Source organism: Streptomyces sp. NBC_01707, assembly GCF_041438805.1.
GTDB lineage: Bacteria > Actinomycetota > Actinomycetes > Streptomycetales > Streptomycetaceae > Streptomyces.
Genome location: NZ_CP109190.1, coordinates 2060902 through 2075869, shown reverse-complemented (window position 1 = coordinate 2075869; position 14968 = coordinate 2060902). Strand labels below are relative to the sequence as shown.

At 70.4% G+C, this 14968-nt stretch carries 13 protein-coding genes; all 13 read left to right on the top strand.

Annotated features, from left to right (window positions below; genetic code table 11):
• Nucleotides 1-210 precede the first annotated feature (210 nt).
• The 13 genes from OG963_RS09465 to OG963_RS09405 all read left to right on the top strand — a co-directional run bounded on the left by OG963_RS09465 (nucleotide 211) and on the right by OG963_RS09405 (nucleotide 14968).
• Entirely contained in the window at nucleotides 211-1992 is a 1782-nt protein-coding gene (locus OG963_RS09465) for a DUF5941 domain-containing protein (RefSeq protein WP_371126494.1), read from the top strand.
• The gene (locus OG963_RS09460) at nucleotides 1989-2726 is read left to right on the top strand and encodes a sugar phosphate nucleotidyltransferase (protein WP_093779529.1); all 738 of its coding nucleotides are present in this window, start codon (nucleotides 1989-1991) and stop codon (nucleotides 2724-2726) included. Before OG963_RS09465 ends, OG963_RS09460 begins: the two co-directional genes overlap by 4 nt.
• Nucleotides 2714-3775: an iron-containing alcohol dehydrogenase family protein gene (locus tag OG963_RS09455; RefSeq protein WP_030930168.1), complete on the top strand. Its 1062-nt coding sequence runs from the start codon at nucleotides 2714-2716 to the stop codon at nucleotides 3773-3775. The genes OG963_RS09460 and OG963_RS09455 overlap by 13 nt, the downstream gene beginning before the upstream one ends.
• The gene (locus OG963_RS09450; protein ID WP_078879109.1) at nucleotides 3753-4532 is read left to right on the top strand and encodes a CDP-alcohol phosphatidyltransferase family protein; all 780 of its coding nucleotides are present in this window, start codon (nucleotides 3753-3755) and stop codon (nucleotides 4530-4532) included. Before OG963_RS09455 ends, OG963_RS09450 begins: the two co-directional genes overlap by 23 nt.
• Entirely contained in the window at nucleotides 4529-5413 is an 885-nt protein-coding gene (locus OG963_RS09445; RefSeq protein ID WP_030930173.1) for a glycosyltransferase family 2 protein, read from the top strand. Before OG963_RS09450 ends, OG963_RS09445 begins: the two co-directional genes overlap by 4 nt.
• 106 nt (nucleotides 5414-5519) lie before the next feature.
• A complete protein-coding gene (locus OG963_RS09440; RefSeq protein ID WP_030930176.1) occupies nucleotides 5520-6449 on the top strand; it encodes an ABC transporter permease in 930 nt (309 codons plus the stop codon).
• Nucleotides 6442-7227 carry an ABC transporter ATP-binding protein gene (locus OG963_RS09435; RefSeq protein WP_093779531.1) on the top strand — a complete coding sequence of 262 codons (786 nt, stop codon included), beginning with the start codon at nucleotides 6442-6444 and terminating at the stop codon, nucleotides 7225-7227. Before OG963_RS09440 ends, OG963_RS09435 begins: the two co-directional genes overlap by 8 nt.
• Before the next feature lie 445 nt (nucleotides 7228-7672).
• Nucleotides 7673-8593 (top strand): squalene synthase HpnC, encoded by a 921-nt coding sequence (gene hpnC / locus OG963_RS09430; RefSeq protein ID WP_093931440.1) that lies wholly within the window; start codon nucleotides 7673-7675, stop codon nucleotides 8591-8593.
• Between the two features lie 29 nt (nucleotides 8594-8622).
• Entirely contained in the window at nucleotides 8623-9543 is a 921-nt protein-coding gene (gene hpnD / locus OG963_RS09425; protein ID WP_177309394.1) for a presqualene diphosphate synthase HpnD, read from the top strand.
• 172 nt (nucleotides 9544-9715) lie between these two features.
• Nucleotides 9716-11104 (top strand): hydroxysqualene dehydroxylase HpnE, encoded by a 1389-nt coding sequence (gene hpnE / locus OG963_RS09420; protein ID WP_093779534.1) that lies wholly within the window; start codon nucleotides 9716-9718, stop codon nucleotides 11102-11104.
• Nucleotides 11101-12204 (top strand): polyprenyl synthetase family protein, encoded by a 1104-nt coding sequence (locus OG963_RS09415; protein WP_030930199.1) that lies wholly within the window; start codon nucleotides 11101-11103, stop codon nucleotides 12202-12204. The genes hpnE and OG963_RS09415 overlap by 4 nt, the downstream gene beginning before the upstream one ends.
• A 104-nt stretch (nucleotides 12205-12308) precedes the next feature.
• Nucleotides 12309-14309: a squalene--hopene cyclase gene (gene shc, locus OG963_RS09410; protein WP_093779536.1), complete on the top strand. Its 2001-nt coding sequence runs from the start codon at nucleotides 12309-12311 to the stop codon at nucleotides 14307-14309.
• Entirely contained in the window at nucleotides 14309-14968 is a 660-nt protein-coding gene (locus OG963_RS09405; protein WP_093779538.1) for a 1-hydroxy-2-methyl-2-butenyl 4-diphosphate reductase, read from the top strand. The genes shc and OG963_RS09405 overlap by 1 nt, the downstream gene beginning before the upstream one ends.

The following is a 14968-nucleotide window of genomic DNA, read 5'->3' as shown; positions in this document are numbered from 1 at the left end:
AGCCGCATGATGGCGACCCACCCCGAACGGAACATAAACGGGCGGTGAACTCCCGCTTCCGTTCATCAGATAGCCTCTGCCGACGTGCCGCCGGCCCGCATTCGGGCCGCACTGTCGCGCGCCGACCCTGTCAGCACCAAGGAGTGAGTTCGTCTGTCGACCGCCATCCTCACCGGTGCACCGGTACCCGGGTCGTCGCTCGAGGACGATCTGAGGTCGCTGGGCTTCGACGTACAGGCCGCCGCTGATGTCACCGAAGCCGCGGAGCTGCTCGCCGCGGCTCCCGCCGACGCCCGCGTCGCCCTGGTCGACCCCCGCTTCGTCGGGCATGTCCACGCCCTCCGACTCGGGCTGACCGACCCCCGCTTCCCCGCCGTCACCGTGCCCGGTGCACTCACCGCGCAGCCGGAGGCGCGTACCGCGCTCGCCCAGGCCCTGCGCAGCACCGCTGCGGCAGTCGGCGCGGGCGTCCCCGTGGGACGGGCCGGCGGCGCGGACACCGTGCCCGTCACCGACCGCACGGTGCCCGGCCGCATCGCCGTCGCGCTGGAGGCCGAGGGCACCGCTGTGCAGCGCCCCGAGCTCGGCTCGCTCGTCGCCGCCGTGCCCGCCGACCAGGCCGCCCGCGCCACCGCGCAGTCCGCCGTGGCCGCGGTCGACGACGAAGCGGTGCGGCTGCGCAGCGCCGTGAAGGCCCGCGACGGCTTCGTCACCACGTTCTTCATCAGCCCGTACTCGCGCTACATCGCGCGCTGGTGCGCGCGCCGCGGCCTCACCCCGAACCAGGTCACCACCGCCTCCCTGCTCACCGCGCTGATCGCGGCGGGCTGCGCGGCCACCGGCAGCCGCGGCGGCTACATCGCCGCGGGACTGCTGCTGCTCTTCTCGTTCGTCCTGGACTGCACCGACGGGCAGCTCGCCCGCTACTCGCTGCAGTACTCGACGATGGGCGCCTGGCTGGACGCCACGTTCGACCGCGCCAAGGAGTACGCGTACTACGCGGGACTCGCCCTCGGCGCCGCCCGCAACGGCGACGACGTATGGGCGCTCGCGCTCGGCGCGATGGTGCTGCAGACCTGCCGCCATGTCGTCGACTTCTCTTTCAACGAGGCCAACCACGACGCGGTCGCCAATTCGAGCCCGACGGCGGCGCTCTCCGACAAGCTCGACAGCGTCGGGTGGACGGTCTGGCTGCGCCGGATGATAGTGCTGCCGATCGGCGAGCGGTGGGCGATGATCGCCGTGCTGACCGCGGTGACCACCCCGCGGATCGTCTTCTACGCCCTGCTGATCGGCTGCGCCGTCGCCGCCTGCTACACCACCGCCGGCCGCCTGCTGCGTTCGCTGACCCGCAAGGCCCAGCGCACCGACCGGGCCGCCCTGGCACTCGCCGACCTCGCCGACTCCGGGCCGCTGGCCCAGTTCGTGGCGGCGCGGGGACCCCGTGTCGGGAGCGGCTGGGCCGCGCCGACGGCCGCCCTCGTCGGCGCCCTCGCCCTGGTCGCCGCTGCGCTGACGCAGCCGTTCGGCGGCCGGCAGATGATCGTCGCCGCGGTCTTCTACGCGGTCTGCTCAGGCGTCGCCGTGGCCCGCCCGCTCAAGGGCGCACTCGACTGGCTCGTACCGCCGATATTCAGGGCGGCGGAGTACTGCACGATCCTCGCTCTGGCCGCCCGCAGCGATGTCGATCAAGCACTTCCGGCGGCTTTCGGGCTGGTTTCGGCCGTCGCCTACCATCACTACGACACGGTGTACCGCATCCGCGGGGGCACCGGCGCGCCGCCCCGGTGGCTGGTGCGGACGATCGGTGGGCACGAGGGCCGGACCTTGGTGGTGGCCGTACTCGCCGCCGTATTCACTCAGCATTCGGGCTTCACCGTGGCACTCACCGCTCTCGCAGTGGCCGTGGCACTGGTGGTGCTCGTCGAGTCCATCCGTTTCTGGGTCTCCTCCGGAGCACCTGCCGTTCACGACGAAGGAGAACCCGCATGATCGGCCTCGTACTCGCAGCCGGTGCCGGACGGCGTCTGCGCCCCTACACCGACACGCTTCCGAAGGCCCTCGTGCCGGTCGACGGCGACAAGACGGTGCTCGACCTCACGCTGGCCAACTTCGCGGAGATCGGCCTCACCGAGGTCGCGATCGTCGTCGGCTACCGCAAGGAGGCCGTCTACGAGCGCAAGGCCGCGCTCGAGGCGAAGTACGGGCTGAAGCTCACCCTCGTCGACAACGACAAGGCCGAGGAGTGGAACAACGCCTACTCCCTGTGGTGCGCCCGTGACGTGCTCACGCGAGGCGTGATCCTCGCCAACGGCGACACCGTGCACCCGGTCTCCGTCGAGAAGACGCTCCTCGCCGCCCGCGGCAACGGCCAGAAGATCATCCTCGCCCTCGACACGGTGAAGAACCTCGCCGACGAGGAGATGAAGGTCATCACCGACGGTGACAAGGGCGTGCGGCGCATTACCAAGCTGATGGACCCGGCCACCGCGACCGGCGAGTACATCGGCGTCACCCTCATCGAGGCCGAGGCCGCCGCGGAGCTGGCCGACGCCCTGAAGGCGACGTTCGAGCGCGACCCCGACCTGTACTACGAGGACGGCTACCAGGAGCTCGTCAACCGCGGCTTCACCGTCGACGTGGCCTCCATCGGCGAAGTGACGTGGGTCGAGATCGACAACCACGACGACCTCGCCAAGGGCCGGGAGATCGCATGCCAGTACTGAGCCGGCTCATTCCGTCGCCGGTCGTCGTCGACATCCGGCGCGGCGCCCTGGACGATCTGGCGTCCCTCCTCGCCGACCAGCGGATCTCCGCCTCCGGCAAGCTCGCCGTCGCGATCAGCGGCGGTTCCGGCCTGGCCCTGCGCGAGCGGCTCGCCCCGGCGCTGCCCGGCGCCCACTGGTACCAGGTCGCCGACGGCACGATCGACTCGGCCGTCAAGCTCGCCGACGACATCAAGGGCGACCGGTACGACGCGGTGGTCGGCCTCGGCGGTGGCAAGATCATCGACGTGGCGAAGTACGCCGCGGCGCGCGTCGGCATGCCGATGGTCGCGGTCGCGACGAACCTCTCGCACGACGGTCTCTGCTCGCCGGTCGCGACCCTGGACAACGACAACGGACGGGGCTCGTACGGCGTCCCCACCCCGATCGCCGTCGTCATCGACCTCGACATCATCCGTGAGGCGCCCACCCGCTATGTGCGCTCCGGCATCGGCGACGCGGTCTCCAACATCTCCTGCGTGGCCGACTGGGAACTCGCCCACCAGGTCAACGGCGAGGAGATCGACGGACTCGCCGCGGCCATGGCCCGGCAGGCCGGCGAGGCCGTGCTGCGCCACCCCGGCGGGGTCGGCGACGACTCCTTCCTGAAGGTACTGGCCGAGGGCCTGGTGCTGACCGGCATCTCCATGTCGGTCGCCGGGGACTCCCGGCCGGCCTCCGGCGCCTGCCATGAGATCAACCACGCCTTCGATCTGCTGTATCCCAAGCGCGCCGCCAGCCACGGCGAGCAGGTCGGCCTCGGCGCCTGCTTCGCCATGCACCTGCGGGGAGCGCGGGACGAGTCGCTGCTCATGGCGGCCGCGCTGCGTCGCCACGGGCTGCCGGTCCTGCCCGACGAGATCGGCTTCACAGCCGACGAGTTCGTCCAGGCCGTCGACTACGCCCCGCAGACGCGCCCGGGACGCTTCACGATCCTGGAACACCTCAACCTGTCCACCGACCAGATCAGGGACGCGTACGCCGACTATGCCAAGACCATCCGTAGCTGAACTCCGTCCGGTCGTTCACCCTCCGGGCGTCAAGGACCGGCGCAGCGGTGAACACTGGGCGGGCCGGCTCTACATGCGTGAGCTCTCACTGCGTGTGGACCGGTATCTGGTGAACACCAAGGTGACGCCCAACCAGCTGACCTACCTGATGACCGTCGCCGGTGTGCTCGCCGCTCCGGCCCTGCTCGTCCCGGGTATCCCCGGCGCGCTGCTCGGGGTTCTCATGGTCCAGCTCTACCTGCTGCTCGACTGCGTCGACGGCGAGCTGGCGCGCTGGAAGCAGCAGTTCTCCCTGGGCGGCGTCTACCTCGACCGCGTCGGCGCATACCTCTGCGACGCGGCCGTGCTGGTCGGGTTCGGCCTGCGCGCCGCCGACCTGTGGGGCAGCGGACGGATCGACTGGCTCTGGGCCTTCCTGGGTACTCTCGCGGCCCTGGGCGCCATCCTGATCAAGGCGGAGACCGACCTCGTCGGGGTCGCACGGCACCAGGGCGGGCTGCCGCCGGTCAAGGAGGCGGCGTCCGAGCCGCGCTCGTCCGGCATGGCGCTCGCCCGCCGGGCCGCCGGTGCGCTCAAGTTCCACCGGCTGATCCTGTGCGTCGAGGCGTCACTGGTGATCCTGGTCGCGGCCGTCCTGGACTCGGTCCGGGACGATCTCTTCTTCAGCCGCATCGCGGTCGCGGTCCTGGCGGGTGTCGCCCTGCTGCAGACCCTGCTCCACCTCGTGTCGGTCCTGGCCTCGAGCAGGCTGAAGTGAGCACGCCGATGAAGCTCGGCGCGGTCATCATCACGATGGGAAACCGTCCTGACGAGCTGCGCGCCCTCCTCGATTCGGTCGCCAAGCAGGACGGCGACCGGATCGAGACGGTGGTCGTCGGCAACGGCGCCCCCGTACCGGACGTCCCCCCGGGCGTCCGGACGGTCGAGCTCCCGGAGAACCTGGGCATCCCCGGCGGCCGCAACGTCGGCATCGAGGCCTTCGGCCCGTCCGGCGCCGACGTCGACGCCCTGCTCTTCCTCGACGACGACGGACTGCTGCCGCTGACCGACACTGCCGAGCTGTGCCGGCAGGCGTTCGAGGAGGACCCGAAGCTGGGGATAATCAGCTTCCGGATCGCCGACCCGGACACCGGTGTCACCCAACGCCGGCACGTCCCGCGGCTGCGCGCCGCCGACCCGATGCGCTCGTCGCGGGTGACGACCTTCCTCGGCGGCGCCAATGCCGTCCGGACCCGGGTCCTCGCCGAGGTCGGCGGGCTGCCGGGCGACTTCTTCTACGCGCACGAGGAGACCGATCTCGCCTGGCGGGCGCTGGACGCCGGCTGGATGATCGACTACCGGGCCGACATGGTGCTCAACCATCCGACCACTGCCCCGTCGCGGCACGCGGTTTACCATCGCATGGTGGCCCGCAACAGGGTCTGGCTGGCACGCCGTAATCTGCCGGCGCCGCTGGTGCCGGTCTACCTCGGCGTCTGGCTGCTGCTGACCCTGCTTCGTAAGCCCTCGGGCCCCGCCCTGAAGGCGTGGTTCGGCGGATTCCGGGAAGGCTGGGCGAAGCCCTGCGGACCGCGCCGTCCGATGAAGTGGCGTACGGTATGGCGGCTGACCAGACTCGGCCGACCTCCCGTGATCTGAGAAGCTCTCCTCTGAGAGCATGAGCCGTATTTTTTCTTTACGGGACCTGTCCGCCTGAACCGCGCCGGCGACTGGCTGCGCATCTTGAATACGAGAGTCTCATCTGGTGAGTGACACAACCCATGATGGTGCGGTCGCGCTGAGCACCCCGCCATCCGCCGACGACGGCCTGAGCGCCGCCGAGCGGGCCGGAAAGTACGGCCTGACGGTGAGCGGAGCCCGGCCCGGGCTGTTCGAGTACGTGCAGGAGCTCTGGGGGCGCCGCCACTTCATCATGGCGTTCTCCCGGGCGAAGCTGACCGCGCAGTACAGCCAGGCCAAGCTCGGCCAGCTGTGGCAGGTGGCCACGCCGCTGCTCAACGCCCTGGTCTACTTCTTGATCTTCGGGCTGATTCTGGGCACCAGGAAGGGAATGCCCCAGGAGGTATTCATCCCCTTCCTGGTGACGGGCGTATTTGTCTTCACCTTTACGCAGAGCTCGGTCATGGCCGGCGTACGGGCGATCTCCGGAAACCTCGGACTGGTCCGCGCGCTGCACTTCCCGCGCGCCTCGCTGCCCATCTCGTTCTCGCTGCAACAGCTCCAGCAGCTGTTGTACTCGATGATCGTGATGGCGGTCGTGGTGGTCGGCTTCGGCAGCTATCCGTCGCTGTCCTGGCTGCTGATCGTCCCCGCGCTGGTCCTGCAGTTCGTCTTCAACACCGGCCTCGCCCTGATCATGGCCAGGCTCGGCAGCAAGACCCCGGACCTGGCCCAGCTGATGCCGTTCGTCATGCGCACCTGGATGTACGCGTCCGGTGTCATGTTCTCCATCCCGGTGATGCTCCAGGACAAGCCGGAGTGGATCGCCAGGGTGCTGCAGTACAACCCGGCGGCCATCTACATGGACCTGATCCGCTTCGCGCTGATCGACGGGTACGGCTCCGAGAACCTGCCCCCGCACGTGTGGATCGTCGGGCTCGCCTGGGCGGCCTTCATCGGTGTCGCGGGCTTTGTGTACTTCTGGAAGGCAGAGGAACGGTACGGCCGTGGCTGAGGAAAAGACTTCGGGGCGCGTCCCGACCGTCATCGCCGACGATGTGCACATCGTGTACCGGGTCAACGCCGGCGGCGGAGGCAAGGGCAGTGCCACCGCGGCGCTGAGCCGGATACTGCGCCGCGGCAAGGGCGAGGCGCGCGGAGTCCGTAAGGTGCACGCCGTTCGCGGCGTCTCCTTCACCGCCTACCGGGGCGAGGCCATCGGCCTCATCGGCTCCAACGGCTCCGGCAAGTCGACCCTGCTGCGGGCCATCGCCGGTCTGCTGCCGACCGAGCACGGCAAGGTGTACACGGACGGCCAGCCGTCGCTGCTCGGTGTGAACGCGGCGCTGATGAGCGACCTGACCGGTGAGCGGAACGTGGTGCTCGGCGGGCTGGCGATGGGCATGACGCGCGAGGAGATCCGCGAGCGCTACCAGGGGATCGTCGACTTCTCCGGCATCAACGAGAAGGGTGACTTCATCACCCTGCCGATGCGGACGTACTCCTCCGGCATGGCCGCCCGGCTGCGCTTCTCCATCGCCGCCGCCAAGAAGCACGACGTCCTCATGATCGACGAGGCGCTGGCCACCGGCGACCGCAAGTTCCAGATCCGCTCCGAGAAGCGCATCCGCGAGCTGCGCAAGGAAGCGGGCACGGTCTTCCTGGTCAGCCACAGCAACAAGTCCATCAGGGACACCTGCGACCGGGTGCTGTGGCTGGAAAAGGGCGAGCTGCTGATGGACGGCCCCACCGACGAGGTACTCAAGGCGTACGAGCGGGAGACCGGGAAGTAGTACCTCCACGGCTCTCCGACACCGCGGCGGCCTCTGCCGGAGCACTCCGGCAGAGGCCGCCGCCGTGTCCGGATCGTGGACGCCTCGGGGGGCGTGCGCCGCGTCGACGCACGCCCGGGGAAGATCTCCTCCCGCCGGATGACGTCAATTTCCTTGCACACGGGGAAGGTTGGCGGAGAACGCGGCGTTGTTGTAATGCGCGCTACACCCTGGCGTATGCCTGGGCGTTGTACAACGTAAGCTGTACCGGTGCTGATTCGTGGCAAGTGGGGCGATACCGCCTGGGCGTACCGCCCGTAGGTGGTCCTCCGCACTCGGGAGAGCGGGCGGCGTGTCCGGAATGGGATGTTTTGGGTCAGCAGTGTAGAACGGGAGATGTGACGGCAATGACGGAAAATCTCCAGCTCCGAGGTGTATATGCCGTCCCCGCGCCGGACGGTCAGTGGTGACCCGTACCCGGCAGGCGCGAAATGACGCCGCCGTACCCGCCACGCTCGACAAGGCCGCGGACGAGAACTTCCCTGTGGCCCCTTTCTTCCTGCCACGCGCCTGGCGTAACGATCTGATGGCGGTGTACGGCTACGCCCGCCTGGTCGACGACATCGGTGACGGCGATCTCGCCCCCGGCGGCGCCGACGCCCGCGACCTCGGGCTGGACCCCGCGCAGACCGATGACCGGCTCGCGATGCTCGACGCTTTCGAAGCGGACCTGCACCGGGTCTTCGACACCACGGGCGACGGCCCGCGCCACCCGCTGCTTCGCGCGCTGCGCCCCACCGTGCGGCGCTGCGCCCTCACGCCCGAGCCGTTCCTCGGGCTCATCGAGGCCAACCGGCAGGATCAGAAGGTCCGGCGGTACGGGACGTACGAGGAGCTGCTGGCCTACTGCGAACTCTCCGCCAACCCGGTCGGTCGCCTGGTCCTCCAGATCACCGGCACCGCGAGCCCCGAGCGGATCCGCCGCTCCGACGCCGTCTGCACCGCCCTGCAGATCGTCGAGCATCTCCAGGACGTCACCGAGGACCTCGGCCGCGACCGGATCTATCTGCCGGTCGACGACATGGCGAGGTTCCACGTCACCGAGGCCGACCTGGCGACCCCCTCCGGGGGCGCATCGGTGCGTGCACTGGTTGCATACGAAGCAGAACGCGCCCGGAACCTGCTGAATGAAGGCACCCCCTTGGTGGGTAGCGTCCACGGCAGGCTCAAGCTGCTTCTCGCCGGATTTGTGGGAGGGGGGCGTGCCGCCCTCACCGCGATCGCGGCCGCCGGGTTCGATGTACTGCCCGGACCGCCCAAGCCCACCAAGCCCCGCTTGCTGCGCGAGGTGGGAGTTGTCTTGCGAAGAGCGCGTAGAGAGGGGTGAGCCGGACCGTGGAGGGACAGACGACGTACATGTCGGCGCCGGTGCAGGCCGCATACAGTTACTGCGAGGCCGTCACCGGACAGCAGGCGCGTAACTTCGCGTACGGAATCAGGCTGCTGCCGGCCGAGAAGCGGCAGGCCATGTCGGCGTTGTACGCCTTCTCCCGCCGGGTCGACGACATCGGCGACGGCGAGCTGGATCCGGAGACCAAGCGGCTCCGGCTGGAGAGCACCCGCACCCTGCTCGACCGGATCCGGGACGGCGCGATCGACGAGGACGACACCGACCCGGTGGCGGTCGCGCTCGCCGACGCCGCGAACCGTTTCCCGCTGCCGCTCGGCGGGCTCGACGAGCTGATCGACGGCGTGCTCATGGACGTGCGCGGCACGACGTACGAGACGTGGGACGACCTCAAGGTCTACTGCCGGTGTGTCGCAGGGGCCATCGGGCGGCTCAGCCTGGGCGTCTTCGGTACGGAACCGGGCGCACCCGGCGCCGACCGTGCCGCGGAGTACGCCGACACCCTCGGCCTCGCCCTGCAGCTGACCAACATCCTGCGCGACGTCCGGGAGGACGCGGGCAACGGGCGTACGTATCTGCCCGCCGACGACCTCGCCAAGTTCGGCTGTTCCGCCGGCTTCCAACGGGCCACCCCGCCGCCCGGCTCCGACTTCGCGGGCCTGGTCCACTTCGAGGTGCGGCGCGCCCGCACCCTCTTCGCCGAGGGCTACCGGCTGCTGCCGATGCTGGACCGCCGCAGCGGCGCCTGTGTGGCTGCCATGGCCGGTATCTACCGCCGCCTGCTCGACCGGATCGAGCGCGACCCCGAGGCGGTGCTGCGCGGCCGGGTGTCGCTGCCGGGCCACGAGAAGGCGTACGTCGCGGTGCGCGGCCTGTCGGGTCTGGACGCGCGGTACATCTCGCGCCGGACGGCCCGGGGGCGTGTCTGATGCGTAATGCAGATATCTCGCGCACCATGTCCATCACGGACTGTCGGTCCGCACCGTGGGCAACCCTGCGGTGGTCCGACGCGTCCCTGACTGAAGCAGCGTGCCTGAACGAGAAGACGAGCCCGGCCGGACCGGCCGCGCCGACCGGAGCGACCCGGCGAAAGGGGGACGCGTGACCGACGAGGCCCTGCGTTCCTCCCGCGCGGTCGTGATCGGCGGCGGACTGGCAGGCATCACCGCGGCCCTACGTCTCGCCGACGCCGGGCTTGACGTGACCCTGCTCGAAGGACGGCCGAGGCTCGGCGGACTCGCCTTCTCCTTCAAACGCGGCGAACTGACGGTGGACAACGGTCAGCATGTCTACCTCCGCTGCTGCACCGCCTACCGCTGGTTCCTCGACAGGGTCGGCGGTGCCCGTCTGGCCCCCCTGCAAAACCGTTTGGACGTGCCCGTTCTCGATGTCGGACGCGCCTCGGGGCCGCGGCTCGGACGGCTGCGCCGCAACGCCCTGCCGGTGCCGTTCCACCTCGCCGCCGGTCTCGCGGGCTACCCGCATCTCTCGCTCGCCGAGCGGGCAGGTGTCGGGCGCGCCGCACTGGCACTCGGCCGGCTCGACCCGGACGACCCGGCACTCGACGCCGTCGACTTCGGCAGTTGGCTGACCCGCCACGGGCAGTCCCCGCGCACCATCGAGGCACTCTGGGACCTCGTCGGCGTCGCCACCCTCAACGCCACCGCTCCGAACTCCTCGCTGGCCCTCGCCGCGAAGGTCTTCAAGACCGGACTCCTCTCCGAGCCCGGCGCCGCCGACATCGGCTGGGCGAGCGTGCCGCTCGGCGAGGTGCACGACACGCTGACCCGCAAGGCGCTGGACTCCGTCGGCGTGCGGACCGAGCTGCGCACCAAGGCCGACAGCGTCACCCGCACCGACGACGGGCGCTGGATCGTCGACACGGGCACCGAACGGATCGAGGCGGACACCGTCGTCCTCGCCGTCCCGCAGCGCGAGACGTACGACCTGCTGCCCGAAGGCGCACTCGACGAGCCGGACAGGCTGCTCGCCATCGGCACCTCGCCGATTCTCAATGTGCACGTCGTCTACGACCGCAAGGTGCTGCGCCGCCCGTTCTTCGCCGCGCTCGGCTCCCCGGTCCAGTGGGTCTTCGACCGTACGGACGCCTCGGGGCTGACCGGACCCGGACAGTACCTCGCGGTCTCCCAGTCCGCGGCCGACGACGAGATCGACCTGCCCGTCGCCGAACTGCGCGGACGCTACCTGCCCGAGCTGGAACGACTCCTGCCGGCCGCCCGCGGAGCCGGCATCAGGGACTTCTTCGTCACCCGGGAACGCACAGCGACCTTCGCCCCCGCTCCCGGCGTCGGCCGGCTGCGCCCCGGGACCCGCACCCGTGCCCCCGGCCTCTGTCTCGCCGGAGCATGGACCGCCACCGGCTGGCCCGCGACGATGGAGGGCGCGGTGCGCAGCGGGTGCAGCGCCGCGGACGCCGCGCTCCGTGCGCTCGGCCGCACCCATGAACTTCCGCTGCAGGAGGCGGCATGAGCAGTACCACCGGAACAAGAGGAGAGTCAGTGACCCCGGCGAATCCGGCTTTCGACACCGTGGTAGACACCGCGGACGTCACCGTGCTTCTGGAGCGCGGACGGGCCCTGTCCGCTCCGGTGCTCCGGGCCGCCGTTGACCGGCTCGCACCGCCCATGGACACCGTCGCCGCCTACCACTTCGGCTGGATCGACGCCCAGGGCCGGCCCTCCGACGGCGACGGCGGCAAGGCCGTCCGCCCGGCGCTCGCCCTGATGTCCGCCGAGGCGGCGGGTGCTGCGGCCGAGGCCGGCATCCCCGGCGCGGTGGCCGTCGAACTCGTGCACAACTTCTCGCTGTTGCACGACGACCTGATGGACGGCGACGAGCAGCGCCGCCACCGTGACACGGTATGGAAGGTGCACGGCCCGGCGCAGGCGATCCTGGTCGGCGACGCGCTGTTCGCGCTGGCCAACGAGATCCTGCTGGAGCTCGGCACGGTCGAGGCGGGCCGCGCGGCCCGCCGGCTGACCACCGCCACCCGCAAGCTCATCGACGGGCAGGCCCAGGACATCTCCTACGAGCACCGCGAGCGGGTCACCGTCGAGGAGTGCCTGGAGATGGAGGGCAACAAGACGGGCGCCCTGCTCGCCTGTGCCGTCTCCATCGGTGCGGTGCTCGGCGGCGCCGACGACCGTACCGCCGACACCCTGGAGGCGTACGGCTACCACCTCGGCCTCGCCTTCCAGGCCGTCGACGACCTGCTCGGTATCTGGGGCGACCCGGAGTCCACCGGCAAGCAGACCTGGAGCGATCTGCGTCAGCGCAAGAAGTCCCTGCCGGTCGTCGCCGCGCTCGCCGCGGGCGGCCCGGCCTCGGAGCGTCTCGGCGAGCTGCTTGCCGCGGACGCCAAGAGCACCGACTTCGACAGCTTCTCCGAGGAGGAGTTCGCCGCCCGGGCGGCGCTCATCGAGGAGGCGGGCGGCCGTGAGTGGACCGCCCAGGAGGCCCGTCGGCAGCATGCGATCGCCATCGAGGCGCTGCACGGTGTCGACATGCCGGAAACCGTGCGTGCGCAGCTCACGGCGCTCGCGGACTTCGTCGTCGTACGAAAGAGATGATCACCATTCGCATATGACTCGCAGTCGCCGGTCGGCGCCCTCGAAGGGCGCCGACCGACGGAGACCCCAGCACAGCAGAGGACCAACTGCACGAAGGGGAAGCCATGACAGCGACGACCGACGGAAGCACCGGGGCTGTTGACCCCCGCGCAGCCTCGGCCAGCGAACCGACCGAATCAACCATCGCCGCGGACGACGTACTCGCCGCCGCGCGGCGGGCCGCGGAACGCTCGGTGGAGCATCTCCTCGGCAGACAGGACGACCAGGGCTGGTGGAAGGGCGACCTCGCCACCAACGTCACCATGGACGCCGAGGATCTGCTGCTCCGTCAGTTCCTCGGTATCCAGGACCCGGCCACCGTCGAGTCGGCCGCCCGCTTCATCCGCGGCGAGCAGCTCGGCGACGGTACCTGGGCCACCTTCCACGGAGGGCCTGGTGAGCTCTCCACCACCATCGAGGCGTACGTCGCGCTGCGGCTGGCCGGAGACCGGCCGGACGATCCGCACATGGCCCGCGCATCGAGGTGGATCAGGGAAGAGGGCGGCATCGCCGAGAGCCGCGTCTTCACCCGGATCTGGCTGGCCTTGTTCGGCTGGTGGAAATGGGACGACCTGCCCGAGCTCCCACCGGAGCTGATGTTCTTCCCGAAGTGGGTCCCGCTCAACATCTACGACTTCGGCTGCTGGGCCCGGCAGACGATTGTGCCGCTGACCGTCGTCTCGGCGAAGCGGCCGGTACGGCCCGCGCCCTTCGCCCTCGACGAGCTGCACACCGACCCGCTCGTCCCCAACCCACTCAAGCGCCGTGCCCCGGCGGTCAGTTGGGACGGCGTCTTTCAGCGTCTCGACAAGGCCTTGCACGTCTACCACAAGGTGGCCCCGCGCCGGCTGCGCCGGATCGCCATGAATGCGGCAGCCCGCTGGATCATCGAACGCCAGGAGAACGACGGCTGCTGGGGCGGCATCCAGCCGCCCGCCGTGTACTCCGTCATCGCCCTGCATCTCCTCGGCTACGACCTCGACCACCCGGTGATGCGGGCCGGCCTGGACTCGCTCAACCGGTTCGCCATCTGGCGCGAGGACGGCGCCCGCATGATCGAGGCCTGCCAGTCACCGGTCTGGGACACCTGCCTCGCCACCATCGCGCTCGCCGATGCCGGAGTCAGGCCCGACCATCCCGCGCTCGTGAAAGCGGCCGACTGGATGCTCGGAGAGGAGATCGTCAGGCCCGGCGACTGGTCCGTGCGGCGACCTCAACTCGACCCGGGCGGGTGGGCGTTCGAGTTCCACAACGACAACTACCCGGACATCGACGACACCGCCGAGGTGGTCCTCGCGCTGCGCCGGGTCCGGCATCCGAATCCGGCCGGCGTCGAGGCCGCCATCGAACGCGGGGTGCGCTGGAACCTCGGCATGCAGTCCCGCAACGGGGCCTGGGGCGCATTCGACGCCGACAACACCAGCCCGTTCCCCAACCGGCTGCCGTTCTGCGACTTCGGGGAGGTCATCGATCCTCCGTCCGCCGATGTCACCGGACATGTGGTGGAGATGCTGGCCATGGAGGGGCGGTCCGACCACCCCGCCACCCGGCGCGGCATCGAATGGCTGCTTGCCGAACAGGAGGCGAGCGGTGCGTGGTTCGGTCGCTGGGGCGTGAACTACGTATACGGAACAGGGTCGGTGGTGCCCGCCCTGGTCGCCGCCGGGCTGCCCGCCGCACATCCGGCGATCCGCCGGGCGGTCGGCTGGCTGGAGTCCGTACAGAACGACGACGGCGGCTGGGGCGAGGATCTGCGCTCGTACCAGGAGGAGAAGTGGATCGGGAACGGTGCGTCGACCGCGTCCCAGACCGCCTGGGCGCTGCTCGCCCTCCTCGCCGCCGGCCGGCGCGAGAGCACCGCGGTGACCCGGGGCGTCGCCTGGCTGACCGAGACCCAGCAGGCCGACGGGTCCTGGGACGAGCCGTACTTCACCGGCACCGGGTTCCCCTGGGACTTCTCCATCAACTACCACCTCTACCGGCAGGTCTTCCCGCTCACCGCACTCGGGCGGTACGTGTACGGCGACCCGTTCGCCGACCGCACGGCCGTCCGGGAGGGGGCCTGATGGGCGATGCACCGGGGCCGTTCGGCCCCGCGGCGCCGCTGCTGATCGCCTGCGCGCTCGGCATCGAGCAACTCGCCCTGCGCAGTGGCAGAGGAAAGGCGGGCGACGCCCCGGGCCAGGTGACCGTGCTCCGTACGGGCATGGGCCCGAAAGCCGCCGAGACGGCCGTGGCGCACGCGCTCGGCCAGGACCGGGCGCTCGGCGCCGCGGTCATCGCCTCCGGGTTCTGTGCCGGGCTCGCGCCCGGCATGCACCCGGGAGACCTGGTGGTCGCCGACGAGACCCGGGAGGCCGGCGACTCGACGACCTGCACCGGTGCGGGTCTGCTCGCCGAGGCGCTCGCCAGGACGGTGCCGGGCCGCACCGTCCACACCGGTCCGTTGACCGGCTCCGGCCATGTCGTGCGCGGACATGAGCGGGCCGAGCTGCGGGCCACCGGAGCGATCGCTGTGGACATGGAGTCCGCCGCCACCCTCCGCACCGCCCTGCGCACCGGGGTACGCCCCGTTGCGGCCGTACGGGTGGTCGTGGACGCTCCGGAGCACGAGCTCGTCCGCATCGGCACGGTACGCGGTGGAATATCGGCTTTCCGTGTTCTCCGTGCTGTCCTGCCGGCTTTCTATGAATGGCACCGATCTTTGCTGCTCCCCAGGAGGTGA

Excerpts from the sequence above, each read along its gene's own strand:
- OG963_RS09460 (WP_093779529.1), top strand. The coding sequence starts at position 1,989 with ATGATCGGCCTCGTACTCGCAGCCGGTGCCGGACGGCGTCTGCGCCCC.
- OG963_RS09455 (WP_030930168.1), top strand. The coding sequence starts at position 2,714 with ATGCCAGTACTGAGCCGGCTCATTCCGTCGCCGGTCGTCGTCGACATC.
- OG963_RS09450 (WP_078879109.1), top strand. The coding sequence starts at position 3,753 with ATGCCAAGACCATCCGTAGCTGAACTCCGTCCGGTCGTTCACCCTCCG.
- hpnD (WP_177309394.1), top strand. The coding sequence starts at position 8,623 with ATGTCGGCGCCGGTGCAGGCCGCATACAGTTACTGCGAGGCCGTCACC.
- OG963_RS09415 (WP_030930199.1), top strand. The coding sequence starts at position 11,101 with ATGAGCAGTACCACCGGAACAAGAGGAGAGTCAGTGACCCCGGCGAAT.
- shc (WP_093779536.1), top strand. The coding sequence starts at position 12,309 with ATGACAGCGACGACCGACGGAAGCACCGGGGCTGTTGACCCCCGCGCA.
- OG963_RS09405 (WP_093779538.1), top strand. The coding sequence starts at position 14,309 with ATGGGCGATGCACCGGGGCCGTTCGGCCCCGCGGCGCCGCTGCTGATC.